General features: G+C 58.8%; 25 protein-coding genes and 4 tRNA genes. 24 read left to right on the forward strand and 5 right to left on the reverse strand.

Features of this window, described 5'->3' with window-relative positions:
- Window positions 1-139: 139 nt before the first annotated feature.
- The 16 genes from PSH97_RS09975 to PSH97_RS10050 all read left to right on the forward strand — a co-directional run bounded on the left by PSH97_RS09975 (window position 140) and on the right by PSH97_RS10050 (window position 16,924).
- Window positions 140-2,794, forward strand: a complete 2,655-nt coding sequence (locus PSH97_RS09975; RefSeq protein ID WP_305449031.1) for a FimV/HubP family polar landmark protein — start codon at window positions 140-142, stop codon at window positions 2,792-2,794.
- Window positions 2,795-3,149: 355 nt separating this feature from the next.
- Complete coding sequence (truA, locus tag PSH97_RS09980) at window positions 3,150-3,974, forward strand: tRNA pseudouridine(38-40) synthase TruA (RefSeq protein ID WP_305449772.1); 825 nt, start codon at window positions 3,150-3,152, stop codon at window positions 3,972-3,974.
- A gap of 63 nt (window positions 3,975-4,037) precedes the next feature.
- Window positions 4,038-4,661: a phosphoribosylanthranilate isomerase gene (locus tag PSH97_RS09985; RefSeq protein ID WP_305449032.1), complete on the forward strand. Its 624-nt coding sequence runs from the start codon at window positions 4,038-4,040 to the stop codon at window positions 4,659-4,661.
- Window positions 4,662-4,944: 283 nt separating this feature from the next.
- Window positions 4,945-5,865, forward strand: coding sequence for an acetyl-CoA carboxylase, carboxyltransferase subunit beta (gene accD / locus PSH97_RS09990; RefSeq protein ID WP_007905946.1), 921 nt, complete (start codon window positions 4,945-4,947; stop codon window positions 5,863-5,865).
- On the forward strand, window positions 5,862-7,169 hold the full coding sequence (gene folC, locus PSH97_RS09995) for a bifunctional tetrahydrofolate synthase/dihydrofolate synthase (protein ID WP_305449033.1): 1,308 nt from the start codon (window positions 5,862-5,864) through the stop codon (window positions 7,167-7,169). Before accD ends, folC begins: the two co-directional genes overlap by 4 nt.
- Window positions 7,153-7,824: an SPOR domain-containing protein gene (locus PSH97_RS10000; protein WP_305449034.1), complete on the forward strand. Its 672-nt coding sequence runs from the start codon at window positions 7,153-7,155 to the stop codon at window positions 7,822-7,824. The genes folC and PSH97_RS10000 overlap by 17 nt, the downstream gene beginning before the upstream one ends.
- Before the next feature lie 98 nt (window positions 7,825-7,922).
- Window positions 7,923-8,483, forward strand: a complete 561-nt coding sequence (locus tag PSH97_RS10005) for a CvpA family protein (protein ID WP_052965529.1) — start codon at window positions 7,923-7,925, stop codon at window positions 8,481-8,483.
- Between the two features lie 41 nt (window positions 8,484-8,524).
- Window positions 8,525-10,030 carry an amidophosphoribosyltransferase gene (gene purF, locus PSH97_RS10010; RefSeq protein ID WP_007905939.1) on the forward strand — a complete coding sequence of 502 codons (1,506 nt, stop codon included), beginning with the start codon at window positions 8,525-8,527 and terminating at the stop codon, window positions 10,028-10,030.
- A 73-nt stretch (window positions 10,031-10,103) separates the two neighbouring features.
- The gene (locus PSH97_RS10015; RefSeq protein WP_048395135.1) at window positions 10,104-11,315 is read left to right on the forward strand and encodes an O-succinylhomoserine sulfhydrylase; all 1,212 of its coding nucleotides are present in this window, start codon (window positions 10,104-10,106) and stop codon (window positions 11,313-11,315) included.
- The gene (locus tag PSH97_RS10020) at window positions 11,312-12,088 is read left to right on the forward strand and encodes an SDR family oxidoreductase (RefSeq protein WP_007905933.1); all 777 of its coding nucleotides are present in this window, start codon (window positions 11,312-11,314) and stop codon (window positions 12,086-12,088) included. The genes PSH97_RS10015 and PSH97_RS10020 overlap by 4 nt, the downstream gene beginning before the upstream one ends.
- 258 nt (window positions 12,089-12,346) lie before the next feature.
- Window positions 12,347-12,422, forward strand: a tRNA-Val gene (locus tag PSH97_RS10025).
- Window positions 12,423-12,477: 55 nt separating this feature from the next.
- Window positions 12,478-12,554: transfer RNA gene (locus PSH97_RS10030), tRNA-Asp, on the forward strand.
- Between the two features lie 93 nt (window positions 12,555-12,647).
- Window positions 12,648-12,724, forward strand: a tRNA-Asp gene (locus tag PSH97_RS10035).
- 258 nt (window positions 12,725-12,982) lie between these two features.
- Window positions 12,983-13,492, forward strand: a complete 510-nt coding sequence (locus PSH97_RS10040; RefSeq protein ID WP_305449035.1) for a sigma-70 family RNA polymerase sigma factor — start codon at window positions 12,983-12,985, stop codon at window positions 13,490-13,492.
- The gene (locus PSH97_RS10045) at window positions 13,489-14,433 is read left to right on the forward strand and encodes a FecR domain-containing protein (RefSeq protein ID WP_305449036.1); all 945 of its coding nucleotides are present in this window, start codon (window positions 13,489-13,491) and stop codon (window positions 14,431-14,433) included. Before PSH97_RS10040 ends, PSH97_RS10045 begins: the two co-directional genes overlap by 4 nt.
- Before the next feature lie 67 nt (window positions 14,434-14,500).
- Window positions 14,501-16,924, forward strand: coding sequence for a TonB-dependent receptor (locus PSH97_RS10050; RefSeq protein ID WP_305449037.1), 2,424 nt, complete (start codon window positions 14,501-14,503; stop codon window positions 16,922-16,924).
- Window positions 16,925-17,033: 109 nt separating this feature from the next.
- Here PSH97_RS10050 and PSH97_RS10055 read toward each other — a convergent pair whose 3' ends face one another.
- Window positions 17,034-18,317 (reverse strand): NAD(P)/FAD-dependent oxidoreductase, encoded by a 1,284-nt coding sequence (locus PSH97_RS10055; RefSeq protein ID WP_305449038.1) that lies wholly within the window; start codon window positions 18,315-18,317, stop codon window positions 17,034-17,036.
- Window positions 18,318-18,500: 183 nt separating this feature from the next.
- On the opposite strand from PSH97_RS10055, the gene PSH97_RS10060 reads away from it, so the two are divergent.
- The 5 genes from PSH97_RS10060 (at window position 18,501) to PSH97_RS10080 (ending at window position 21,061) form a co-directional block, all read left to right on the forward strand.
- Window positions 18,501-18,577: transfer RNA gene (locus PSH97_RS10060), tRNA-Val, on the forward strand.
- A 320-nt stretch (window positions 18,578-18,897) separates the two neighbouring features.
- The gene (locus tag PSH97_RS10065; RefSeq protein WP_305449039.1) at window positions 18,898-19,089 is read left to right on the forward strand and encodes a hypothetical protein; all 192 of its coding nucleotides are present in this window, start codon (window positions 18,898-18,900) and stop codon (window positions 19,087-19,089) included.
- A 184-nt stretch (window positions 19,090-19,273) separates the two neighbouring features.
- Window positions 19,274-19,741 (forward strand): anti-virulence regulator CigR family protein, encoded by a 468-nt coding sequence (locus PSH97_RS10070; RefSeq protein ID WP_305449040.1) that lies wholly within the window; start codon window positions 19,274-19,276, stop codon window positions 19,739-19,741.
- Between the two features lie 179 nt (window positions 19,742-19,920).
- The gene (locus PSH97_RS10075) at window positions 19,921-20,397 is read left to right on the forward strand and encodes a hypothetical protein (protein ID WP_305449041.1); all 477 of its coding nucleotides are present in this window, start codon (window positions 19,921-19,923) and stop codon (window positions 20,395-20,397) included.
- A 208-nt stretch (window positions 20,398-20,605) separates the two neighbouring features.
- A complete protein-coding gene (locus tag PSH97_RS10080) occupies window positions 20,606-21,061 on the forward strand; it encodes a DUF2214 family protein (RefSeq protein ID WP_305449042.1) in 456 nt (151 codons plus the stop codon).
- Between the two features lie 194 nt (window positions 21,062-21,255).
- Here the strand turns inward: PSH97_RS10080 and csrA are convergent, their stop codons facing one another.
- Window positions 21,256-21,450, reverse strand: a complete 195-nt coding sequence (gene csrA, locus PSH97_RS10085; protein ID WP_007905913.1) for a carbon storage regulator CsrA — start codon at window positions 21,448-21,450, stop codon at window positions 21,256-21,258.
- A 254-nt stretch (window positions 21,451-21,704) separates the two neighbouring features.
- Here csrA and PSH97_RS10090 point away from each other — a divergent pair, with 254 nt between their 5' ends.
- Complete coding sequence (locus PSH97_RS10090; RefSeq protein WP_305449043.1) at window positions 21,705-22,070, forward strand: SPOR domain-containing protein; 366 nt, start codon at window positions 21,705-21,707, stop codon at window positions 22,068-22,070.
- A 72-nt stretch (window positions 22,071-22,142) separates the two neighbouring features.
- On the opposite strand, the gene PSH97_RS10095 is transcribed toward PSH97_RS10090, so the two are convergent.
- The 3 genes from PSH97_RS10095 to PSH97_RS10105 all read right to left on the reverse strand — a co-directional run bounded on the left by PSH97_RS10095 (window position 22,143) and on the right by PSH97_RS10105 (window position 24,379).
- On the reverse strand, window positions 22,143-22,832 hold the full coding sequence (locus tag PSH97_RS10095; RefSeq protein WP_305449044.1) for an endonuclease I family protein: 690 nt from the start codon (window positions 22,830-22,832) through the stop codon (window positions 22,143-22,145).
- Window positions 22,833-22,836: 4 nt separating this feature from the next.
- Window positions 22,837-23,106 (reverse strand): DUF1654 domain-containing protein, encoded by a 270-nt coding sequence (locus tag PSH97_RS10100; protein ID WP_305449045.1) that lies wholly within the window; start codon window positions 23,104-23,106, stop codon window positions 22,837-22,839.
- 184 nt (window positions 23,107-23,290) lie between these two features.
- Entirely contained in the window at window positions 23,291-24,379 is a 1,089-nt protein-coding gene (locus tag PSH97_RS10105; protein ID WP_305449046.1) for an asparaginase, read from the reverse strand.
- Window positions 24,380-24,714: 335 nt separating this feature from the next.
- Here PSH97_RS10105 and PSH97_RS10110 point away from each other — a divergent pair, with 335 nt between their 5' ends.
- Both PSH97_RS10110 and PSH97_RS10115 read left to right on the forward strand, forming a co-directional pair.
- Window positions 24,715-25,167 carry a hypothetical protein gene (locus tag PSH97_RS10110; protein ID WP_305449047.1) on the forward strand — a complete coding sequence of 151 codons (453 nt, stop codon included), beginning with the start codon at window positions 24,715-24,717 and terminating at the stop codon, window positions 25,165-25,167.
- Window positions 25,168-25,345: 178 nt separating this feature from the next.
- Window positions 25,346-26,302 carry a sugar ABC transporter substrate-binding protein gene (locus tag PSH97_RS10115; protein ID WP_123356334.1) on the forward strand — a complete coding sequence of 319 codons (957 nt, stop codon included), beginning with the start codon at window positions 25,346-25,348 and terminating at the stop codon, window positions 26,300-26,302.
- The last annotated feature ends 12 nt before the right edge of the window (window positions 26,303-26,314 follow it).

Genomic DNA, 26,314 nt, shown 5'->3' on the forward strand with positions numbered 1-26,314 from the left:
AGCCACCCCGCAGGGCTTCCCATTGCATGAATGAAATGATCGCGCGCGACGACCCTTCGTCGCCGCGCGCAATGCCTTACGGCAGCGGCAATCAACACCTTCTCGCTGGCCGAGGAATGTTCAAACAAAGGAAGAGGTTATGGTTCAAGTTCGCAAACTGGTGTTAGCAATAGCGGCCGCCTCGGCGCTGTCCTCCGGTATGGCGCATGCCCTCGGGCTCGGGGAACTGACCCTGAAATCGACGCTGAACCAGCCTCTGGTCGCAGAAATCGAGTTGCTCGACGTCAAGGACCTCACGTCTGCCGAAGTGGTGCCGAGCCTGGCCTCGCCCGAAGATTTCGCCAAGGCCGGTGTCGATCGCCAGGCGTTTCTCAATGACCTGACCTTCACCCCGGTGCTTAACGCCAGCGGCAAAAGCATCCTGCGCGTCACGTCCAGCAAACCGCTGTCCGAACCGATGGTGAAATTCCTGGTTCAGGTGATGTGGCCCAACGGTCGTCTGCTGCGCGATTACAGTGTGCTGCTTGACCCGTCCAAATTCTCGCCGCAGACCGCTGATGCCGCCGCGCAACCGGCGCCAGCCCAAACGGTGACCGCGCCGGTTACCGGTGCGACCAAATCGTCGCAATACACCACCACAGCGCGCGATACCCTGTGGGAAATCGCCGCGAAGGCGCGTAACGGCGGTTCGATTCAGCAGACCATGCTGGCCATCCAGGCGCTGAACCCGGATGCGTTCATCGACGGCAACATCAACCGACTGAAAACCGGTCAGGTGTTGCGTCTGCCTGATCAGGTGCAGAGCACCAACCTGCCACAACCCAAGGCCATTGCTGAGGTCGCCGCGCAGAACACCGCGTGGCGTCAGGGCCGCCGCTACGTGGCGAAACCGGGAACCGGTCAGCAGCAACTCGACGCCACCAAGCGTGCTCGCGGTGAAGATGCTTCGTCGCAAGCCGCCACAGACAAACTGAGCCTGGTTTCTGCCGATACCGGCAAGGGGGGCAAAGGTGCTGCTGGTGATGCGAAAGCGTTGAGTAACAAACTGGCCGTCACCCAGGAAAGCCTCGACACCACTCGTCGTGACAACGCTGAACTGAAAAGCCGCATGAGCGATCTGCAGAGTCAGCTGGATAAGCTGCAACGCCTGATCGAACTGAAGAACAACCAATTGGCCAAGTTGCAGGCCGAAGGCGGCGCGGACGCACCGGCGACAGCTCCGACCGCTCCGGCGATGTCAGCCGAGCTGGCGGCCAACCCTGCGGCAACGCCTGCGGACGCAGCTCCGGCACCTGCGCCAGAGACTGCTGAACCAGAAGCTGTTCCGGCACCAGCCGTCGAGCCAGCGCCTGCAACATCCGATGATCAGAAATTCAACGAGCTGCTGACCAACCCGATCCTGCTGGGGTTGGTGGGTGGCGGTGCGGTGGTTCTGCTGCTCTTGTTGCTGTTGTTGGCCCGTCGCCGCAAAGCCCAGCAAGAGGCCGAGAAGCATCTGCGCATGGCCCGTGCCTTGGAGGAGGAGCAAGAGTTCTCCGTCGACCAAGACCTGCCAGAAAGCAGCTTCGAAGGCCTGGAAGTTCCGCCGCCGAGCGTGAAACTCGCGACCGCGCCAACACCTGCGCCCACACCGGCCCCGGTGATTGCTCCAGTTGTGGTGACGCCGCCGATCGCTGCGCCACTGGTATCGCCTGCCGCCGAGCGTTCCGAGCGTTCCGACGACGTACTGGCTCAGGCGCAGTCGCACATTGCAGGCGGTCGTCTGAATCAGGCCGCCGCCTTGCTGGAAAACGCTATCAAGCAAGAGCCGCAACGCAGTGACCTGCGTCTGAAGCTGATGGAAGTCTACGGTCAGCAGGGCGACCGCGATGCGTTCGTCGCCCAGGAGCGTCAACTGGTGGCCAACGGCGATAACTTCGCCCGGGTCGAAGAGTTGAAAAGCCGCTTCCCGGCCATGGCTGTTGTGGCGGCCAGCGGTCTGGCTGCCGCCGCCATCGCCGCCGAACTGGACGCGCAATACGTCAAGGATCTGCTGCTGGACGAGCCGCAAGCCCCGGAACCGGCATTGTCCGACTTCGACAGCGCCTTCGATTTGAGCCTGGACGATCTGGAGGCGGCTACTCCGATCGCGCCTGCCGTTGCGGCGGAACCAGAGCCAGCACCAGAGCCGGAGCCAACACCGGCACCAGAAGCTCTGGCTGAGCTGGACGAATTTCCGCTGGACGACGATCTGAGCTTTGAGTCGGTGTTGCAGCAACAGACTGAAATCAAGGAAAACCTCGACGATCTGTCGGACTTCGATCTGGACATGGACCTGGGCGGCAATGCCTCTCCGGCAACCTTGGCCGAAGACGACTTCCTGCTGAGTCTGGATGAAGACCTCAAGGACTTGCCTGCTGCCGAAGCGCCACCCGTGACCGAGCCAACGCTCGATGATTTGGAGCTGCCTGCGGATTTCGATCTGTCACTGGCCGATGAAATGGACGCCGCCCCGGATCAGCCTGATGCCTTCGAAAGCGAACTCAGCGACGTCAACGCCGAGTTGGATCGTTTGTCCCAGAGCCTCGGTGAGCCAAGCTTCACCGCCGAAGACGCTTTGGCCTCCGCGGCCGATGAGCCGGACTTCGACTTCCTCTCCGGCACCGATGAAGTCGCCACCAAACTCGACCTGGCCCAGGCCTACATCGACATGGGCGACAACGACGGCGCTCGGGACATCCTCAATGAGGTAGTGACCGAAGGCGATGCTGGCCAGAAGAGCGAAGCCAAGGAAATGCTCTCGCGTCTGGCATGAGTCATCGGTAAGGCATAAACAAAAACGGCAGCCCATCGAGGCTGCCGTTTTTGTTTGAGTGGTGATGTGAGGCGAACCGTCAGATTCGACATCAATGTCGACAGTTGCGCCGTCATCGCGGGCAAGCCCGCTCCCACAAGGAATTGGTGTCGGATACAAACAATGCGAATAGCCCCGATCCTGTGGGGGCGGCTTGCCCGCGATGGGGGGCTCAGTCCCAGTACAAATCCCGACCCGACAATTCACAATAAACACGCAGCTCTGACATCCCGGCCAAGCGGCCTTATAATGCCTGCCTTCGCGTAAATCAGCAGGCTGTCACCCCTTGGCAAATATAGATAATCCGGCCGCCGAAATGGCGGCCGACGGCTTTTTCCGGATCGCGTTGGGCGTTGAGTACAAAGGTTCGCGCTATCGCGGCTGGCAGCGTCAGGCCTCCGGTGTGGCCACAGTGCAGGAAACCCTCGAAAAGGCCTTGTCCAAAGTCGCCGACTCACCGGTGTCGCTGCATTGCGCAGGGCGTACCGACGCCGGTGTGCATGCTTGCGGGCAAGTGGTGCATTTCGATACCCAGGTCGAGCGTTCGATGAAGGCCTGGGTCATGGGTGCCAATATCAATTTGCCGCATGACATCAGTGTCAGTTGGGCCAAGGTCATGCCGGCGGATTTCCATGCGCGATTCAAGGCCATCGCCCGTCGTTATCGTTATGTGATCTACAACGATCAGATCCGCCCGGCACACCTGAACGATGAAATCACCTGGAACCATCGCCCGCTGGACGTCGAGCGCATGTCCGAGGCCGCGCAATACCTGGTCGGCACCCACGACTTCAGCGCATTTCGCGCCGGTCAGTGCCAGGCCAAGTCGCCGATCAAGGAGCTGCATCACCTGCGCGTCACCCGCCACGGCAAAATGATTGTGCTGGATATCCGCGCCAGCGCGTTCCTGCACCACATGGTGCGTAACATCGCAGGCGTGCTGATGACCATCGGTGCCAGCGAGCGTCCCGTGGAGTGGATGAAGGAAGTCCTGGAAAGTCGTGTGCGTCGTTCCGGCGGGGTGACGGCCCATCCGTTTGGCCTGTATCTGGTACAGGTCGAGTATCGCGATGAGTTTGAATTGCCCGAGCGTTACATAGGCCCACACTTCCTGACAGGCTTCTCGGAACTTGACGGCTGACGCCTTCGAACGGTTTTGTTACCATCCGGGACTTTCCCGGATTTGTCCTGAGGTTCTATCGACATGTCAGCCGTTCGCAGCAAAATTTGTGGGATTACCCGCATAGAGGATGCGTTGGCGGCGGTCGAGGCCGGGGCCGATGCCATCGGATTTGTGTTCTACGCCAAAAGCCCGCGGGCTGTGACGTTCCAGCAGGCGAGGGCGATCATCAAGGCCTTGCCGCCGTTCGTGACCACCGTGGGGTTGTTCGTCAATGCCAGCCGCTGCGAGTTGGGGGAAATCCTCGATGCCGTGCCGCTGGACCTGCTGCAGTTCCATGGTGACGAGACCGCGGCCGACTGTGAAGGCTGGCACCGGCCCTACATCAAGGCGTTGCGGGTCAAGGCAGGCGACGACATCGCAGCAGCTTGCGATGCCTACGCCAGTGCCAGCGGAATCCTGCTCGACACTTACGTTGAAGGCATTCCCGGCGGAACCGGTGAAGCGTTCGACTGGTCTCTGATACCGCAAGGCCTGAGCAAGCCGATCATCCTGGCGGGCGGCTTGACACCGGACAACGTCGCCGAAGCGATTGCCCGGGTTCGGCCTTACGCGGTGGACGTCAGCGGTGGAGTAGAGGCGAGCAAGGGCATCAAGGATCACGCAAAGATTCAGGCATTCATCAAAGCGGTACATCGGAGCTCGTAGGAGCTGTCGAGTGAAACGAGGCTGCGATCTTTTGACTTTGTTTTTTACATGCAAGATCAAAAGATCGCAGCCTCGCTTCACTCGACAGCCCCCACGTTGATGTGACGGCTGGCACACTGCCGCCGTCCACAGGCATGGCTGAGGATATTTGGGGTTGTACGCAGGTCACATCTCGCTGACCCGGCAAGCCATCGATCATCGCCACACATATGAATTTAGCTCAAGGGCATACGCGGGGCTGCGAACCAGAGCGTTCGGGCCGCCGGTACTGGAGAAAGAAAGCATGAGCAACTGGTTAGTAGACAAACTGATCCCTTCGATCATGCGTTCCGAGGTCAAGAAGAGCTCGGTGCCTGAAGGTCTGTGGCACAAATGCCCGTCTTGCGAGGCGGTGCTGTATCGTCCGGAGCTGGAAAAGACCCTGGATGTTTGCCCCAAGTGCAACCACCACATGCGTATCGGCGCGCGCGCGCGCATCGACATCTTCCTCGACGCTGATGGTCGTGCCGAACTGGGCGCGGACCTGGAGCCGGTTGACCGTCTGAAATTCCGTGACGGCAAGAAGTACAAGGATCGCCTGACCGCTGCGCAAAAGCAGACCGGCGAAAAAGATGCACTGATCTCCATGAGCGGCACCTTGCTGGGTATGCCGGTCGTGGTATCGGCCTTCGAATTCTCCTTCATGGGCGGCTCGATGGGCGCCATCGTCGGTGAGCGCTTCGTGCGCGCTGCCAACTACGCCCTGGAAAACCGCTGCCCGATGATCTGCTTTGCCGCCTCTGGTGGTGCGCGGATGCAGGAAGCACTGATCTCCCTGATGCAAATGGCCAAGACCTCAGCGGTGCTGGCGCGTCTGCGTGAAGAAGGCATTCCGTTTATCTCGGTACTGACCGACCCGGTCTACGGCGGTGTTTCCGCCAGTCTGGCGATGCTCGGCGACGTAATCGTTGGTGAGCCAAAAGCCCTGATCGGTTTCGCCGGCCCGCGCGTTATCGAACAAACCGTTCGCGAAAAACTGCCGGAAGGCTTCCAGCGCAGTGAGTTCCTGCTGGAGCACGGCGCGATCGACATGATCATTCACCGTCAGGAACTGCGCCCGCGTCTGGGCAACCTGCTGGCACAAATGATGGGCTTGCCGACGCCAAAATTCGTCGCCGCGCCGATTGAGCCGATCGTTGTTCCGCCGGTGCCTGCCAACATATGACCCAACGCACCCTTGGCGAGTGGCTCGCCTACCTTGAACAGTTGCATCCTTCGGCCATCGACATGGGGCTGGAGCGTTCGCAACAGGTAGCGTCCCGCATGGGACTGGGCAAACCGGCGCCTCGGGTGATCACGGTTACTGGCACCAACGGCAAGGGTTCTACCTGCGCATTCGTGGCTTCATTGCTGCGGGCGCAGGGCCTGAACGTCGGTGTCTACAATTCTCCGCACCTGCTGCGTTACAACGAGCGGGTGCAGGTCAATGGTGTCGAAGCCACCGACGCCGAGCTGTGCGAAGCCTTCGCTGCGGTCGAGGCCGGTCGTGGCGACACTTCCCTGACTTACTTCGAAATGGGCACCCTGGCGGCGTTCTGGCTGTTTCAACAGGCAGGGCTTGATGCGGTGGTGCTGGAAGTGGGTCTGGGTGGTCGTCTGGACACGGTCAATGTGGTCGATGCGGACATGGCGCTGGTCACCAGCATCGGCGTCGATCATGCGGATTACCTGGGTGATACCCGTGAGTCCGTGGCTTACGAAAAAGCCGGCATTTTTCGCCAAGGCGCGCCTGCGCTCTGTGGCGATCTGAATCCCCCCCAACCATTACTGGATAAAGCGCGCGAGCTCAATTGCCCGTTTTTTCTGCGTGGGCGCGATTTCGACCTGGGTATCACCGATCACAACTGGCAATGGCGCGGCCTTGATGCTCAAGGGCGTGCAGTCGAGTTGCATGATCTGCCATTGCTCGATCTGCCGATGGAGAACGCCGCATTGGCACTGCAGGCTTACCTGCTGCTCGGTATGCCTTGGGTAGATGCACAGATTATTGAAGCCCTGAAAGCGACACGCGTGGTCGGTCGTCTCGATCGCCGTCAGTTCGACTGGCAGGGCAAGCGTCTGAATGTGTTGCTGGACGTGGGGCACAACCCCCATGCGGCAGAATACCTGGCCCGTCGTCTGGCCAGTCGACCGCCGGCCGGCAAGCGTCTGGCGGTGTTCGGGTTGTTGGCGGACAAGGATCTGGATGGTGTTGTCGGTGAATTGAATGCTAGTGTCCAGCATTGGGCTGTCGCCCCGCTGGATTCGCCGAGGGCGCGGCCCGTTGAGCAGTTGCACGCGGCGTTGCAGAATCTTGGCGCCTCGGTAACGTCTTATGACAGTGTGGCCGCCGCCTTGGAAGGGCAGTGCGCGCAGGCGACGAGCGACGACGAAATTCTGTTGTTCGGATCATTTTATTGTGTCGCCGAGGCCCTTGAATGGCTGGCCCGGCACTCCACGGAGGAAGCGGCAAATGGCTTTGCTGGATAAGGCGTACAAGCAGCGCATGGTCGGTGCCCTGGTGCTGGTGGCGCTGGCGGTGATTTTCCTGCCAATGCTGTTTTCCCGTCAGGACGAACAGCGCCAGGTGAGGGTCGATGCGCCGGCCGCACCGCAAGCGCCGGCTCTGCCGCAAGTGCAGGTCGAGCCGGTGGTGGTGCCTGAACCGCAGGCATTGCCGCAGGAACCTGTGCCAAGCGATGACGAAATTGCCGCGCAGCAAGTACCGTCAACACCGATTGCCCCAAGTGCTCCTGTGGCACCAGCGCCGCCAGCCCCGTCGGCTCCCAAACCGGTCACGCCACCTCCGGCGCCAGTCGCCAAGCCTGTACCGGCACCTGCCCAGCCAATTACTGCCGCACCGAGCAAGCCGGCTACCACCCCGAGCCGCGTCGATGCCAATGGCCTGTCGGTCAGTTGGTCGGTGCAACTGGCGAGCCTGACGAGTCGAGAAAGCGCTGAAAGTTTGCAGAAAACCCTGCGCAGCCAAGGCTATAACGCCTATATCCGCTCCGCCGATGGCAAGAATCGGGTATTCGTCGGGCCGCTGATCGAGCGCGCGGAAGCCGATCGTCTGCGTGACTTGTTGAGTCGCCAACAGAACCTCAAGGGCTTTGTGGTACGTTTTCAGCCTGAGCGTGGTTAAAACTATCGCCCCGATTTGAAAAGCACTGATAATCTCAGCTTACCGACAGCCATGGGCTCTGCTAAAATGCGCCGCCTTATCTGTCTGTAGGCTGCACTGTGCCATTTACCTGGGTTGATTGGGCGATCGTTGCAATCGTCGCCATCTCCGCTTTGATCAGTCTTAGCCGCGGCTTCGTCAAAGAAGCACTCTCGCTGCTGACCTGGATCATCGCAGGAGGCGTTGCCTGGATGTTTGGTGGCTCATTGTCCGAGTACCTCGGCGGATACATCGAAACACCGTCGGCTCGCGTGATCGCGGGCTGTGCCATCATGTTTGTCGCCACTTTAATCGTAGGCGCAATGATCAATTATCTTATCGGCGAATTGGTTCGCGTCACCGGCCTATCCGGGACCGATCGATTCCTCGGCATGGCCTTCGGCGCAGCGCGTGGCGTGTTGCTGGTGGTTGTGGCGGTCGGGCTGTTGAGCCTGGGGCCGGTACAGCAGGACGGGTGGTGGCAAGAGTCACAGCTCGTGCCAAAATTTCTATTGGTTGCAGACTGGTCCAAAAACCTGATCCTGGGGTGGAGTAGTCAGTGGCTTGCCAGCGGAATCAGCGTACCCGCTGATATACCGTTCAAGGAGCATCTCTTGCCGACGGCCAAAACGCCTCAGTGAGTTGTGTTCAGTTCAGATCCATTAAGTAGGGGTTGCGTCGCATGTGTGGCATCGTCGGTATCGTCGGTAAGTCGAACGTCAATCAGGCGCTGTATGACGCGCTAACCGTCCTCCAGCACCGCGGCCAGGACGCTGCCGGTATCGTGACCAGCCATGATGGCCGGTTATTCCTGCGCAAGGACAATGGCCTGGTGCGTGACGTGTTCCATCAGCGTCACATGCAGCGCCTGGTCGGCCACATGGGCATTGGCCATGTGCGTTACCCGACCGCGGGCAGTTCGACCTCGGCCGAAGCTCAACCGTTTTACGTCAACTCGCCGTATGGCATCACTCTGGCGCATAACGGTAACCTGACCAACGTTGAACAGCTGGCGAAGGAGATTTACGAATCTGACCTGCGCCACGTCAACACCAACTCCGATTCGGAAGTGCTGCTCAACGTGTTCGCACACGAGTTGGCCCAGCGCGGCAAGTTGCAGCCGACCGAAGAAGATGTGTTCGCTGCCGTCACCGACGTGCACAACCGTTGCGTCGGTGGCTACGCGGTCGTGGCGATGGTGACCGGTTACGGCATCGTCGGTTTCCGTGATCCGCACGGCATCCGTCCGATCGTCTTCGGCCAGCGTCACACTGACGAAGGCGTCGAGTACATGATCGCCTCCGAAAGTGTTTCGCTGGACGTGCTCGGTTTCACCCTGATTCGCGACCTGGCACCGGGCGAAGCGGTCTACATCACTGAAGACGGCAAGCTGCACACCCGTCAGTGCGCGACCAATCCGTCCCTGACTCCGTGCATTTTCGAACACGTCTACCTGGCGCGTCCGGACTCGATTATCGACGGCGTCTCGGTCTACAAGGCCCGCCTTCGCATGGGCGAGAAGCTCGCCGAGAAGATCCTGCGCGAGCGTCCGGATCACGACATCGACGTGGTCATCCCGATTCCGGACACCAGCCGCACCGCGGCCCTGGAGCTGGCGAACCACTTGGGCGTCAAGTTTCGCGAAGGCTTCGTGAAGAACCGCTACATCGGCCGGACCTTCATCATGCCGGGTCAGGCAGCACGGAAAAAATCCGTACGCCAGAAGCTCAACGCCATCGAGCTGGAATTCCGCGGCAAGAACGTGATGCTGGTGGACGACTCCATCGTTCGCGGCACCACCTGCAAGCAGATCATCCAGATGGCTCGCGAAGCCGGCGCCAAAAACGTCTATTTCTGCTCCGCGGCACCGGCTGTGCGTTACCCGAACGTCTACGGCATCGACATGCCGAGCGCTCACGAGCTTATCGCTCACAACCGTTCGACCCAGGACGTTGCCGACCTGATCGGCGCTGACTGGTTGATCTATCAGGACCTGCCTGACTTGATCGAAGCGGTCGGTGGCGGCAAGATCAAGATCGAGAAGTTCGATTGCGCGGTGTTCGACGGCCAGTACGTCACCGGTGATGTCGACGAGGCTTACCTGAACAAGATCGAGCAGGCGCGCAACGATGCCTCCAAGGTCAAGACCCAGGCAGTCAGTGCGATCATCGATCTGTACAACAACTGAGTAACTACCGGCCCTGAGGGGCCGGTTTTGTATCTGGCTTTTAATTTACGAGAATAAGGAAAGGAGTGACAGCATGAGTCAGGATTGGGATGCCGGTCGGCTGGACAGCGACCTCGAAGGCGTAGCGTTCGATACCCTGGCCGTACGCGCCGGTCAGCACCGCACGCCGGAAGGCGAACACGGTGATCCGATGTTCTTCACTTCCAGCTACGTATTCCGTACCGCCGCCGACGCAGCCGCGCGCTTTGCTGGCGAAGTGCCGGGCAACGTTTACTCGCGCTACACCAACCCGACTGTGCGCGCGTTCGAAGAGCGTATTGCCGCGCTGGAAAGCGCCGAACAAGCCGTGGCCACCGCGACCGGCATGGCCGCAATCATGGCGGTGGTGATGAGCCTGTGCAGCGCCGGCGACCATGTTCTGGTGTCGCGTAGTGTATTCGGCTCGACCATCAGCCTGTTCGAAAAGTACTTCAAGCGCTTCGGCATCGAAGTCGATTACGTGCCCCTGGCGGACTTGTCCGGCTGGGATGCGGCGATCAAGGCCAACACTAAATTGCTGTTCGTCGAGTCGCCGTCCAACCCGCTGGCCGAGCTGGTAGATATCAAAGCGCTGTCGGAAATTGCTCATGCCAAGGGCACGATGCTGGTGGTCGACAATTGCTTCTGCACCCCTGCGTTGCAGCAGCCGTTGAAGCTGGGCGCGGACATCGTTGTGCACTCGGCGACCAAGTTCATTGACGGCCAAGGCCGTTGCATGGGTGGTGTTGTGGCCGGTCGTAGCGAGCAGATGAAAGAAGTCGTCGGTTTCCTGCGTACTGCCGGGCCGACCCTGAGCCCGTTCAACGCCTGGATCTTCCTCAAGGGGCTGGAAACGCTGAGCCTGCGCATGAAGGCACACTGCGCCAATGCCCAGCAACTGGCCGAATGGCTGGAGCAGCAGGACGGTATCGAGAAAGTCCATTACGCCGGTCTCAAGAGCCACCCGCAGCACGAACTGGCCCAGCGTCAGCAGAAGGGTTTCGGTGCGGTCGTGAGTTTCGAAGTCAAGGGTGGCAAAGAGGGCGCCTGGCGCTTTATCGATGCGACTCGCCTGATCTCCATCACCGCCAACCTGGGCGACAGCAAAACCACTATCACTCACCCGAGCACCACTTCTCACGGCCGTCTCGCGCCGCAAGAGCGTGAAGCGGCAGGGATCCGTGACAGCCTGATCCGCGTAGCGGTCGGTCTGGAAGACGTGGCAGACCTGCAGGCCGATCTGGCGCGCGGGTTGGCTGCCTTGTGATCGAGCTGTCGACGCCGACCACGGGCACCCATGGCCGCGTCGCGCTCGTCACCGGGGCGGCACGCGGCATCGGTCTGGGGATCGCTGCCTGGCTGATCAGTGAAGGCTGGCAGGTGGTGCTGACCGATCTGGATCGGGAGCGCGGTTCGAAAGTGGCGAAGGTGCTTGGCGAAAACGCCTGGTTCATCGCCATGGACGTCGCGAATGAAGCGCAGGTGGCACTGGGCGTGGCCGAGGTGCTGGGACAGTTCGGGCGTCTGGATGCGCTGGTGTGCAATGCGGCGGTGGCCGACCCGCACAACATTACCCTGGAAAGCCTCGATCTGGCCTACTGGAACCGGGTGCTGGCGGTGAACCTCAGCGGGCCGATGCTGTTGGCCAAGCACTGTGCGCCGTACCTGCGCGCTCACAGCGGCGCCATCGTCAATCTGGCCTCGACCCGTGCCGGCCAGTCAGAACCCGACACAGAGGCTTATGCGGCGAGCAAGGGCGGTCTGTTGGCCCTGACTCACGCCTTGGCCATCAGTTTAGGGCCGGAGATTCGCGTCAATGCGGTCAGTCCTGGCTGGATCGACGCGCGAGACCCTGCGGCACGGCGTGCCGAACCGCTGACCGACGCCGATCATGCGCAGCATCCGGCGGGCAGAGTAGGGACGGTCGAGGACGTGGCGGCGATGGTGGCGTGGTTGCTGTCGAAGAACGCCGGGTTCGTCACGGGCCAGGAATTCGTGGTCGATGGTGGCATGACCAAGAAGATGATTTACAGCGAGTAAATCCAGGCGTGGCTGCGATGGATGTAGCCAGCATTGATGTTGAATGTGCCGCCGTCTTCGCGAGCAGGCCCGCTCCCAACCTGAATTTATGTCGATCACAAACCTGTGGTCCGCCGCAGATCCAGTGTGGGAGCGGGCTTGCTCGCGAAAGCGGCTTGGCTGTTAAGACACAATTTTGTCTTTTTCAGAAAAACTTCAAGCAGGGTATTGACTTAGCTTCGGTACCTGCGTAAATTTCGCGGCCTCGGAGATGCAAACGGGTGATTAGCTCAGCTGGGAGAGCGTCTGCCTTACAAGCAGAATGTCGGCGGTTCGATCCCGTCATCACCCACCACTTCCGAGAGTCTTGCGAAAGCAAGATGGAAGCTTTTAAAAGCCTCCACCGACGCGCAGCGGTAGTTCAGTCGGTTAGAATACCGGCCTGTCACGCCGGGGGTCGCGGGTTCGAGTCCCGTCCGCTGCGCCATATTTTCCGAGTCAGGTTTACCTGTCTCGAGATTGAAAAGCCTCGAAGCTTTCCAGTCAGACGAGTTACTTGGGCGAAAGTCCAAAGCGATACGCAGCGGTAGTTCAGTCGGTTAGAATACCGGCCTGTCACGCCGGGGGTCGCGGGTTCGAGTCCCGTCCGCTGCGCCATATCTGCCTCAAGGCCCACTGAACGCCTTGGAGCTACGAAGCAAGCCACTGGTAAAGCCAGTGTCTGTTTCGAGTCGATAGCAAAGACCCTGGTCGAAAGACCGGGGTTTTTTGTGTCTGCGATTTGCCTTTTCCTCTCTCATGTCCTTCCCGCCAAGTTTTTCTGCGCACCAACTGCATAAAGGGCTTGGTTCGCAGTCCCGGCATTAATTAGAATCACTCTCATTTACGATAACTCCTGGCACAGGGCTTCTTGAGATGAGTGATGCAGCGATGCCGAAGGAGCAAACCTTCCACGACCTGTACCGCGATCACCGTGGCTGGCTTGAAGGCTGGTTGAGAAGACGCATGGGCAATGGCTGTGATGCGGCGGATCTGAGCCAGGATACGTTCCTGCGTCTACTCGCCAGCTCTCAACGAATTGCCGATCTGCAAGAGCCCCGTGCCTATCTGGTGACCGTGGGCAAACGCCTGCTGAGTAATTTCTATAAACGTCGAAGCCTCGAGCAGGCTTATCTGACGGCACTGGCGGCGTTGCCGGAAGACTGTGTGCCGTCGCCCGAGCAGCGCTGGTTGTTGCTCGAAACCCTGCAAGCTCTGGATGAATTGCTCGATGGATTGCCGGCGGCAGTGCGTAGGGCGTTTCTCTGGAGTCAGCTGGAAGGCTTGAACTATCAGCAAATCGCCAAGCGCCTGCGGGTGTCGGAACGCACGATCAAGCGCTACATGGCGCAAGCCTATGAGCATTGCCTGTTGGTGGAACTGTGAGCAGTCCGGTACCTGATGCCCGTCAGGCAGTGCGTGCTGCCGCGCAGTGGCTCGCCTTGCTGGAATCTGGAAGTGCCAGCGAGCAGGATCGGGCGAATCTGCAACGTTGGCGCGACAGTTGCGTCAGTCACGAGCAGGCTTGGCAGAAGGCTCAAGCCTTGCGTCAGCGGTTTGCCGATCTGCCTTCAGCGTTGGCGCTTAAAAGTCTGGATCGCCCCGAGCCGGGGCGGCGAGTGGTTCTCAAGCGTGCATTGGGTGCGGTGGCGTTGGTGCCGGCCGCTTGGCTGATCAGCCGACAGTTGCCACTGGAGATTTGGCAAGCCGATCTGCATACGGCCACCGGAGAGCGCAAACAGATGCAGCTCGCTGATGGCAGTTCCTTGCAGCTCAGCACGGCCAGTGCCGTCGATGTGGATTTGCAGAGCCGGCGTTTGAAGCTGATTGAGGGCGAACTGTCGCTGAAGGTGCCGAGCGCGTCGCCGCTGACGATCCAAACGAAGTTTGGGCAGATCAGCGTCAGCCAGAGTGAAGTCTGTGTTCGTCAGGAGGCGCGCGGTTGCCGCGTGTCGGTGTACAACGGCGCCGTGCAATTGCAGCCTTTGCAGGGGGCGGCGCTGGCTTTACGCAGTGGTCAACAGGTCAGTCTTCAAGCAGTCGGTGTCGGACCGATCAGCTCATTCGACGTGCTTGCGCCAGGGTGGCGAGAAGGCGTGCTGATGGCAAAAAATCAGCCGTTGGGGGATTTCCTGCGCGAACTCGGCACTTATCGACCAGGTGTGCTGCGTTGGGAGCCGGAGCTTGAAGCGTTGCGTGTCACCGGCAGTTTCCGCCTGGACGACACCGATCGCGTCCTCGCGTTGCTCGCGGCCAGCCTGCCGCTGGAGGTGCATTCACGTACCCGTTATTGGGTGACGTTGCTGCCGCGCAAAAATAGTGTGTGAAGCCTGTCCCCTTTTTTCGACTCGCTTGTCATTCAAGGCATGTGAACGAATCAAGAGAATTCTATCAATGCCCGCAGTAATACCTTGCTGTCCGCGCCCGGCTTCTTCCCGCCTGCGTCCGTTGTTGCATCTGAGCCTGTTGCTGGGCCTGAGTGCCAGTCCGTTATTCATCACGGCCAGTTGGGCCGAAGACAGTGCCCGGCGCAATTACCAGGTGCCTGCCGGCAGCCTGAGCGATGCGCTGACCCGGTTTGCCGGTCTGTCTGGCGTCAATCTCTCGGTCGACCCGGCGCTGGTGGGCAGTCGCACCAGTTCCGGTCTTTCCGGCGAGTTCGCGGTCGAGGAGGGCTTTGCCCGGCTGTTGCAGGGTTCCGGTCTGCAACTGCAACCGGTGGGCGAGCAGGCGTACATCCTGACCCCGGCGCCAGAAGGCAGCAGCCTGCAACTGGCCCCCACCTCGATTCTCGGTGTCACGGGCGGGGCGGACGGCGAGGTGTATGCCGGCGGCCAGGTCGCGCGCCGCGGTTCGCAAGGCTTACTGGGCTCGAAAGATTTCATGGAAACGCCGTTCAGCATGACCACCTACACCGGTGAGGCGGTCAAAAACCTGCAGGCTCGTACCTTGGGCGACCTGATCGCCAGTGATCCTTCGGTTCGCGCCACCAATCCGGCGGGTGGGCGTTATGAGCAGTTCACCATTCGCGGGTTCAGCCTGTTCAACAGTGATGTCGCCTACAACGGTCTCTACGGCATTCTGCCGACGTATACGATCGATATGGAGATGGCCGACCGCGTCGACATCATCAAGGGCCCGAGCCAGCTCATCAACGGCATCTCGCCGCGGGGCAGTGTGGGTGGCGGGATCAACGTGGTGCCCAAGCGCGCGACCGACAAGCCCATCACTTCGTTTACCGGTAGCTACGCTTCCGACAGCCAGGTCGGCGGTGCGGTGGATGTCGGCCGGCGCTTTGGTGAAGACAACAAATTCGGTATTCGCTTCAACGGCGTGAAGCAGTCTGGCGACACCGAATGGGATCACCAGAGTGTCGACCGCGAGATGGCCGTGCTGGGCCTGGATTTTCGCGGTGAACGCCTGCGACTCTCGACGGACATCGGGCGCACCGAGCGTGACACCGATGCCCCGCAGGAACGCGTGCAGGTCGGCGCCAATGCCAAGGTGCCGAATGCGAACGATGTGCGCGACAACTATGCGCAGCCCTGGAGCAAGGCGAGTACCAACGACACTTTCGGAGCGGTGAACGGCGAATTCGATGTCAGCGATTCCGTCATGCTGTACGGCGGTGTGGGCGCGCGTAAAAGCAACCATGACTTTCTCCGGCATGCGGTTGCAGTCACCAATGACGCCGGCGATTTCAGCGTTCAGCCGCGCGACTTCACCCGTGACGAAAATGTCCGGACGGCCACGGCAGGGGTGCGCAACTGGTTTCATACCGGCCCGGTGAGTCATGAAGTCAACCTGGCCGCCAGCTATTTCTACATGGATTTCGAGAATGGCGGCGCCCGTTATGCCGCGGCCCGCAGCAACCTCTACGACCCCGTGGAAACACCAACACCTGTCAGACCCACTCGACTCGATTCGAAGGTCTACACCGAGAACCGCTTCAGCGGCGTGGCGTTGTCCGACACGCTGGGTTTCTTCGATGACCGGCTGCTGCTGACCCTCGGCGCCCGCTGGCAGCGCGTGAAGGTTGATGACTGGACGGATGATGTCAAAGGCGCCACGGCCTACGATGAGGAAAAGGTTTCGCCGTCGGGCGGCATCCTGTTTAAGGCAACCGATAAGCTGTCGCTGTATGCCAACTACATGGAGGGCCTGAGCCAGGGCAAGATCGCGCCGTCGACCTCGGTGAACGAGGACGAGATCTTCCCGCCGTTCATCAGTCGACAGGTCGAAGTCGGCGCCAAGTATGACGCGGGTGCATTCGCCGTGACCGCCGCGATGTTCCGGATCAAGCAGCCAGCCTATGAGACCAATGCCACGACGCGGGTTTTCGGCCCTAACGGCAAGCGTGAGAATACGGGCATGGAGCTGAGTGTGTTCGGTGAATCGCTCAAAGGTTTTCGTCTGCTCGGCGGTGTCATGTACATCGACAGCGAGTTGACCAACACCACCAATGGTACCTTCGACGGCAACCGGGCACCGGCCACGCCGAAATACAACGTCAACCTGGGCGCCGAGTGGGATGTACCGACCGTACAGGGCCTGAGCCTGACCAGCCGCGGCCTCTATTCCAGCTCGCAGTATCTGGACCAGTCCAACAACAAGGAAATCGACTCCTGGGAGCGTTTCGATGTGGGTGCGCGCTACGCGTTCAAGGTCGACGAAAAGAACATCACCCTGCGTGCCAATGTCGAGAACGTGGCGGACAAACGCTACTGGAGTTCGGCCGGAGCCTCGGATGACAGCGAGCCTGGCTTGACGCTGGCGACCCCGCGCACCTACCTTCTTTCGGCGACGGTCGACTTCTGAATACTGTCTATTTCTGAAAATAGATCAGAAGGTGTAAGCCTTAATCAGGGCGAGATATGCTGATGCAAAAAGGGGCAACTATTCAGTTGCCCCTTTTTTCGTCTGTCAGTCAGAACCCCAGTTTGTCCCGCAATCCGTAATACCAGGCGCCCAACGCAGCGAACGGTGTACGCAGCAATTGTCCGCCGGGGAGCGGGTAGTGGGGCAGGTCGGCAAAGGCGTCGAAGCGCTCGGCCTGACCGCGCAATGCTTCGGCCAGCACTTTGCCCGCCAGGTGCGTATACGTCACGCCGTGGCCGCTGCAACCCTGGGAATAGTAGATGTTGTTGCCTAGTCGTCCGACCTGGGGAAGTCGCGACAGGGTCAGCAGGAAATTGCCGGTCCAGGCGTAATCGATTTTCACGTCCTTGAGCTGCGGGAAGGTCTTGAGCATCTTCGGCCGAATGATCGCTTCGATGTTCGCCGGATCGCGCGCGCCATAGACCACGCCGCCGCCGAAAATCAGGCGTTTGTCAGCGCTCAGGCGGTAGTAGTCGAGCAAGTAGTTACAGTCTTCGACGCAGTAGTCCTGGGGTAACAGGCGTTTGGCCAATTCATCGCCCAAGGGTTCAGTGGCGATCACTTGGGTCCCACAGGGCATCGACTTGGCTGCCAGCTCCGGCACCAGGTTACCAATATAAGCGTTGCCAGCGACGATGATGAATCTGGCCCTGACCTTGCCCTGAGGCGTATGCACCACCGGATTGGCGCCGCGCTCGATGCGCACCGCTGGCGACTGCTCGTAAATAGTGCCGCCCAGCGACTCCACGGCTGCTGCCTCGCCCAAGACAAGGTTGAGTGGATGAATATGCCCGCCGCTCATGTCGAGCATGCCGCCGACGTATTGATCGCAAGCCACCACTTCACGGATGCGTCGCTGATCCAATAACTCCAGTTGCGTGTGACCGAAGCGCTCCCACAGGCGCTTCTGGGACTCCAGATGGTCCATCTGCTTGGCGGTAATGGCGGCGAACACACCGCCATCCTTCAGGTCGCACTGGATGTTGTATTTGGCCACCCGCTCACGAATGATCCGTCCACCCTCGAACGCCATTAGCCCCAGCAGCTGAGCTTGCTTGGGACCGACACTGCGCTCGATCACATCGATATCACGGCTGTAGCTGTTAACGATCTGGCCACCGTTGCGCCCCGATGCGCCAAAACCCACTTTGGCGGCTTCCAGGACCGTTACCCGAAAACCGTTTTCCAGCAGAAACAGGGCAGAGGACAGGCCGGTATAGCCGGCGCCGATCACACAGACATCAGTCTCTACATCATCCTGCAAGGCCGGGCGCGGCGGCGCCGTATTCGCCGACGCGGCGTAATAGGATTCTGGGTAGGGAGTGTTCGCCATCCTGCAGCCTCTGTTTAATATATTTTACGAGTGCATCGATCCTACCCGAGTTAAAAAATGACCGCCAGCCACCGGAAAATCTTCTTCGCCATAGCAAAATTAAATATTTTGCATATTCATAGGGTTAGGTGAAAAAAAGGTGTTGACACCCCTCCGGAATTCCGTAGAATGCCGCCTCACAGCAGGCACGTAGCTCAGTTGGTTAGAGCACCACCTTGACATGGTGGGGGTCGTTGGTTCGAGTCCAATCGCGCCTACCAAACAAAATCCGCTCTGCTGGGCGGTCTAGAAAGGCTCACCGAAAGGTGGGCCTTTTTTTGTTGTCTGTGATTTGCAAGCTCCCACTCAAAACACCGCTCGTTAATGTTGGGCACGGAGAGGGGCATGCGGGTGGTGTCTGACGATTGAAGATGGCGGGGGTAAAAAGTGCAGGTGGATACCGTGGCCGGGCCGATCAGACACTAGCGCCCTACGGCACCTAAGCACCTTAGAGCCAGTCGATCTCGCAAATGGTGCAGGCTACAGCGCCGTTCTCGAGTTTGGCCTGCGACGCCTTGTTTTGCCTGCATTGATCTTTGAGTTGTTCAAAACTTTGGAGATTGCACAACTCTTATACGGCAGACAGCAGCAGGCTCTGATCCTCTTACCAGTATCCGCCAAATGGTCATTTGATTTAGGTTGGCGAAACGCCGTCTGCATGGTGCGCAAGATCGACGATGACCTTGAATCGGGTCGAGGCGGCATCGATATTGATCAGGAGTTGGGGCTATGAAGGGGTTCGCAGAAGTCCACTGCAGCTGGCCCAGCTATCAACTAACTGGGCCAGCTCTGCTCTCCATTCATTCAATTTCCCCCGTCTGGCCCTGTCGCCACCTCCAGTGAACACAGTTTCTCAACTAGCACAGCCATAACCGTCTACATTGCAGGGGGGGCATCCCCTTTCTGAGAGAACGGATATGTTTAGATCTCGCTCGTTGATTGCCGCTATGACGTGTCTTGCCTTGGCGTCCGGTTCAATGACTGCACTGGCCGACCCGGGAAACGGGAAGGGCCAGGGCAGCGGCAAGGGAAATCCACAAAACATTCAGGGCCATGGCAACTCCAGCCAAGGAAACAAAGGGAAAGGTTCAGGGGGTGACGATTGGAGTCACGGTCCGAGCATCAACCACGGTAGTGTCCTTGGAATCGTGGGTGGTTATCGCGATTACTGGAGCCCCGGGCCCGCCTTGCCACCCGGCATTCAAAAAAACCTCGCCCGCGGAAAACAGCTACCGCCGGGGATCGCCAAAAAACTCGATGGCCGATTGCTCGGCAGGCTTCCGCACTACGATGGCTACGAGTGGCGCCAGGCTGGTACTGACTTGATATTGGTGGCGATCGCTACCGGGATCATCTACGAGGTTCTCAATGGCGCATTCGATTGATGTGAAAGCAACACATTCCAATCGCATTTTTGCAGCGTAACGGCCGGGCAAAACACGGGAAGCAATGTGCAATTGTTCGATCACAGCAAATTGCCTGCCCGCTGGTCGTCGACCTTTGAACTGTATGGGAGGTGAATGGGTCAATTACTTCGTGCAATTTCAACCTCACGGAATCCCCCATGTTATTTAAAAACAAGAGTTTTGCAGCTGTCATGTCATGCGTGATGATGCTTGCAGCCGCCCCATTATTGCCCGCTGACCTGTCCATCATGAGTTCCGCCTACGCGAAGGATGGTGGTGGTGGTGGTGGTGGTGGTAACGGCGGCGGTAACGGTGGTGGCAATGGCGGCGGTAACGGCGGTGGCCACGGTGGGGCTGGCCATTCTGGCGGCGCCAGCAATGGCCACGGCAATGGCTTGAGCAGTGATCACGCAGGCAAAGCTGTCCGCGATCGTGGTGTCAGTGGCAACCACTATGGTAACGATCGTAATGATCGTGATGATAGCGGCCATGGTGCAGTGACTTCGGGCATTGCGAAGTCCAAGGACACGCGAGGAGTAACGAAGGCCTCTGCCATTTCGACCTCTACGCCAGGTGATCACAATGCAAAAGGATTAAGTAACGCTCGCACTTCGACTTCAAAAAGAACGGATTAAGTCCAACGTTCTCAAAAAGCCGGGTATCCATCAGGAACCCGGCTTTTTTGCGCCCGCTATTTGCCAATTGAGTCTGACATTTGAAACAACCGGCGTATGGGTCGCCCTGATGTGCGGGTAATCAGCGGAGCTACGTGCACGGGCAAGTCGCCCTCCGATGGACTACTACTGTAGGGCTGTTTCAACTTTGTCTATAGGGAGTATGTCGATGCTGTCTCACTGGTTTCTGGCGGCGATTCACCTCTTGGCCTTTGCGCTGGGCTTCTGGGCAGTACTGACCCGCGGCACGGCTTTACGTCGTCTGATAGCCGGGGTGGGGGAGGCTCGCAGCGTTTTGGTTGCGGATAATCTGTGGGGGATCTCTGCAGTCATTCTCTTGGTCACGGGTGGGGTGCGAGCTTTTGGTGGGTACGAAAAAGGCACTGATTACTATCTTCACCAACCGCTGTTTCATCTCAAAATCACCCTCTTCGTCCTCATCCTGCTGCTTGAAATTATGCCGATGGTGGCGCTGATCAAATGGCGGATTGCGCTGGGACGTGGGGCGGCTATCAATACCGGGCGCGCAACGCTGTTTGCCCGTATCAGTCATATCGAAGCGCTGCTGTTGCTGCTAATGGTCGTGGCCGCCGCGGGCATGGCGCGTGGGGTAACGTTTGGTTAGCCGGGAAGGAGGAAGCCCTTTCTCGCAGTAAATCCGAAACGTCTGACAGTCAGGTATGAGGCGAGGGCGGTAGTATCGATTCCACATTGCGAAGGCATAGCAAGGAGAGGCTGGGCGGAGAGCGATGCGGTGCTTGAATCTTTAGCCAGCCGTTATTCGAGGCTGAATAGGCTGGCTACTGACTACTGCAGGATTCAGGGTGTTTGCGGCTTGTCTGGAGCGGTCAGGCCAGCCTGAATACGTTGATAGATCTCTTCGCGATGCACCGCGACGTCTTTCGGGGCGTTGATGCCAATCCTGACTTGCTGGCCGCTAACGCCCAGAATGGTGATCGTTATGTTGTCACCGATGTTTATGCTTTCACCGACTTTGCGGGTGAGTATCAGCATGGTTTTCTCCTTGATTGCTTGTGGGGCACCTGATTCGGACAGTGCAGAGGTCGGTATAGGTATAGGTATAGATTAGTGCGAAGTCTCGCTGTTTGGGTGCCTCTTTCTGACGCGCAGATGCTGCATTAATTCCCAAGGCGTAACTATACAGAGGCCGCAACCATCATTCTCGTTGTTTTGCGCCCATTTTTCGGCGCTCGAACAGGATCCATGAGTGTTAAAATCGCCGCTTTCAGCATCCAGAGGGAAGCGTTGTGCGCAAAATGGCCTTGGTAATCGCAGTATTGACGTTGGCCGGGTGCAATGACGGTAAGGGGGTTGACGCGCAAAAGCCGCAACCGACAGTCGCTTCCGCACCCGCGGCGACAACCGGTCCGCAATGGGACGTCGAGGTACGCGGCGAAACGCCCCAGGCGGTCAGCGACCTGAGCGGCTGGTTGATTGAGCATAGCTTCGTTTCCAGTGTCATCAGGGAGAATGGAAAGGTCCGTATCCTGATAGGGCCATTCAATTCGAAAATCGAGGCAGAAGCCAAACAAGCGGAAGTGACGGCAGCGCTTACTCGGGCGAAAAAAAGGAACATCGAGTCGCTGGTCGTTGAGCACCCGACGGCCCAATAACCAAAAGCGGCGGTTAAAATCGAAAAAGGCCTGGGGTGTGATGCCCCAGGCCTTTGTGTTTTCAGCGGCCGGTCAGCCGCAGCTTTTCATGTCTACCGGGCCGACAAACTCGTTGCCGCGCCCCATCACACACGCCACGCTCTGATTGCGTTGACGTTCCCAGGCTTGTACCGGGTAGGTCTTGTTCCAGGCCTCATACAGTTGCCGATCCTGTTTTGACAGGCGCAAGCCGTACTGCTTGCTCATGTAGAAATAAGTCCGGGCGATCATGCCGCGAATGGAAGGGCGGGGCATGACCTTCTTCGCCTTGAAGTCGACCTGTGTCAGGCACGAGCCGTATTGACCCGATTGTACGGGCAACCAGCCGAAGCTGAAGTTGCTGCGATCGCCATTCACCTCGCCGATGCTTGGAACCAGATTGTGCAGATCAGCCTCGGCTTTTTGGTAGGTTGGGTCGTACCGCGTGCAGTTCTTGCGACCACCTTGTTGCCAGCACTCGCGCTGATGGCCGATCTGCCAGGCCGGGACAATGTGTTCCCACTCGATGCGCGAGGCGCGTTTGGCATTTTTACGCGGCACATAACCGCAGGCAGCGAGGTCGATACGGTTGCCAGTGTATTTGCAGCCGCAATAAAACTCGGTGGATTGCGGTGCGTACAACTTCCACGCGACTTTCTTGGCTTCGTTGAAGGTGCGTGGGGCGCCAGCCTGGGCGCCGAGGGTGATGAACAGAAGCAGTAAAGCAAACCAGCGGACACTCATTGACTCAGTCTTCCTTCGGCACAACCCAGAAAATCTGCACACCACCATCGTCGCGATGGGCGAGGGTGACGTTATCGTTCTCGTCGATTTCTTCGAGCAAGCGTTCCCACTCATCCACGGGTTCATCCGGAAGACGAAAGATCAGTGCTGCTTTGGTTTTTTGGGCAGAGGGGGAATTGATGATTTTCTGAACGCGCATACCCAGGCGTTCGTAGGTATCAGGAGAGACAGGGGTAATGGCCACGGAATTATCCTTATTAAGCTGTACGGGCATACAGTATTTAACTGTAAGCAATTTCGCAACTGCTTAAAATTCAAGAAAATCCTCTGACAGTAGTTTTTTCCGTTTGGTGTAGGACGGTGGGAAATTTTTTATCGGAAAGGTCGTGAACCACTCACCAAGGCTGGAGAGTGGTGACAGCGGGTACCCGACCCGGAGCGGGTCGGGCGAGGGCGGATCAGTATTCCCAGAACATCCGTTGCAGCTCTTTGCTGTCGTTGGTCTTGGTCAGTGCGACCATGGCCAGGATGCGGGCTTTTTGCGGGTTCAGGTCATGCGCCACAACCCAGTCGTACTTGTCATCAGGCTGTTCGGCGTTACGCAGTACGAAACCGCCGGCGTTGACGTGGGAAGAACGAATGATGTGTACGCCATCCTTGCGCAGGGCTTGCAGGGCGGGAACTACGCGGGACGAGACCGAGCCATTGCCGGTACCGGCGTGGATGATGGCTTTGGCGCCCGATTGAGCCAGGGCTTTGTAGGCGGTGTCGCTGACGTTGCCATAGGAATAGGCAATTTCGACGTCAGGCAGGCTCTTGATGGTTTTGATGTCGAATTCCGAATCCATGGTGTGTCGCTTGGCCGGCAGGCGGAACCAGTAGGATTTGCCTTCGACCACCATGCCCAGTGGGCCCCAGGCACTTTTGAATGCCTCGGTCTTGATGTTGATCATTTTGCTGACATCGCGACCCGACTGGATTTCATCGTTCATGGTCACGAGCACGCCTTTGCCTCGCGCGTCTTTGCTGCTGGCCACGGCGACGGCGTTGTACAGGTTCAGCATGCCGTCGGCCGACATGGCGGTGCCAGGGCGCATGGAGCCGACGACGATGATCGGCTTGTCGGTTTTTTCCACCAGGTTGAGGAAGTATGCGGTTTCTTCCAGGGTGTCGGTGCCGTGGGTGATGACGATACCATCGACGTCATTGCTGTCGGCCAGCTCAGCCACCCGACGGCCCAATTGCAGCAGGTTGTCGTTGGTGATGCTCTCGGACGCGATCTGCATGACCTGTTCGCCGCGAACGTTGGCCAATTGGCTCAGTTCCGGAACTCCAGCGATCAACTGTTCGATACCGACTTTCGCCGCTTGATAGGTGGCGCTGTTGGCGGCGCCGGCGCCCGCGCCTGCAATGGTGCCGCCGGTGGCCAGGATCACCACATTCGCCAGTTTTTGTTGGGTTTCGACTTCTTTTGCCTGAAGGGCGGAGGGAAGAAGCAGCAGCAGGGCCAAAGCGCCCGGAATAAAAGTGTTGAAGGCAGATTTCATTATTGTTTTCTCTAGTAGTGAGACGGTGCGGAATGCAGGTCATCTAGAAGCGCCCCAGGCAGATCTGAACGCCGGGGGTGTAGAAGAAGAGCAGGATCTGTACCAGCCCGAGATTGAAGATGAAGATCTTATAACTTGATGATTTTTATATGAATTATTGAGCGGTTCGAAAAAATATTCGCGCTTGCTCGTCCGGGTTTCCGAACATGTATGGTTTTTTTGTTCGGCTCTCCGACCTTCGTTGAGAAAGTCGCCTTGCAAAATCGGAAATCAGTGCTAAAGAAACCCCTGTGCAGGTCGATGCTCCTTTAAAGGGATCTTTTTCAGGAGTTCATATGTCGTTTACTGTCGGTTTTCCAAATGCAGGCACCATTACTATCGCGGGCAAGTCCCCGGCGACCATCAATGCCTTGAGTGAAGCGACGTCCGACGCCTCGGCCCAAGCGCTGGGCGAAGAGGAGGGGAACGACAACCAAGTCAGAACCGGTGGTGCTACGCAGACTCAGGGCGAAACCAAATCCGAAAAAAGCAGCAATCAAAGTATTGCGGTACAGGTATTGCTCAAGCGCATGCAGGAACTGCAGCAGCAACTGCGCGAACAGCAGCAGCAACTGGCGGCCGCTCAGGCAGCGAATTATCCGACCCCGGAAGCCAAAGCCACCGCTGTCATGTCGATTCAGGGGCAAATCGCCGATACCAGCGGTGCGCTCGCGCAAGTGACAGGCAATCTGGTCAAAGAACTGGCAAAGGGCTCCAGCAGTGGCAGTCTGGTCAGCACCACCGCGTGATGTAAAAGGGTCGCTTTTGCCAACCGAGACACAGAACGGGTCGTTGACAAATCTCGACAGGGTTCGCATAGTTCGGTCTTCGCAAACGTTTGCGCGGTCGCCCTTGATGGCTCGATGCCGTAAGGGCAGGGGCCAGCGCAAGCGTTGCTCAGAATAATCATAAGATCGGAGTGAACCCATGAAGCTGCCATTCGCTGGACGTCTTCTCGCTGTCGCAATGCTGGCTGCCGCATCCGCCGCTTTGCCTGTCTCTTCGGCTTTCGCCGAAACCCCTGAAAAACCTAAAGTCGCACTGGTCATGAAATCCCTGGCCAACGAATTCTTCCTGACCATGGAAGACGGCGCCAAGGCCTACCAGAAAGACCACTCCGGCGACTTCGAGCTGATCTCCAACGGCATCAAGGACGAAACGGACACGGCCGGCCAGACCCGTATCGTCGAGCAAATGATTTTGTCCAAGGTCAACGCATTGGTTATCGCTCCGGCAGATTCCAAGGCCATGGTTCCGGTGATCAAGAAAGCGGTCGATGCCGGCATTACCGTAATCAACATCGATAACCAGCTGGACCCCGCCGTGGTCAAAAGCAAAAACATCACCGTTCCATTCGTAGGCCCGGATAACCGCAAAGGCGCGCGTCTGGTGGGTGAGTACCTGGCCAAACAGCTGAAGGCCGGTGACGAAGTCGGCATTATCGAAGGCGTTTCCACTACCACCAATGCCCAGCAGCGTACGGCGGGCTTCAAGGATGCGATGGAAGCGGCGCAAATCAAAGTCGTGTCCCTGCAGTCCGGCGATTGGGAAATCGACAAGGGCGGCAAGGTTGCCTCGTCGATGCTCAGCGAATACCCGAACATCAAGGCCCTGTTGGCCGGCAACGACAGCATGGCCGTCGGCGCGGTATCTGCCGTGCGCGCGGCGGGCAAGGCCGGCAAGGTGCAGGTGGTCGGTTACGACAACATCAACGCCATCAAGCCAATGCTCAAGGATGGCCGCGTCCTGGCCACCGCCGACCAGTTTGCTGCCAGGCAAGCGGTGTTCGGCATCGAGACTGCGCTGAAAATCATCAAAGGCGAGACAGTCGATAGCGGCGTCAATGGCGTCATCGAAACTCCGGTAGAGCTGGTTACCAAGTAGTCCTTCTGGCGA

The organism is Pseudomonas cucumis (assembly GCF_030687935.1).
Classification (GTDB): Bacteria; Pseudomonadota; Gammaproteobacteria; order Pseudomonadales; family Pseudomonadaceae; genus Aquipseudomonas; species Aquipseudomonas cucumis.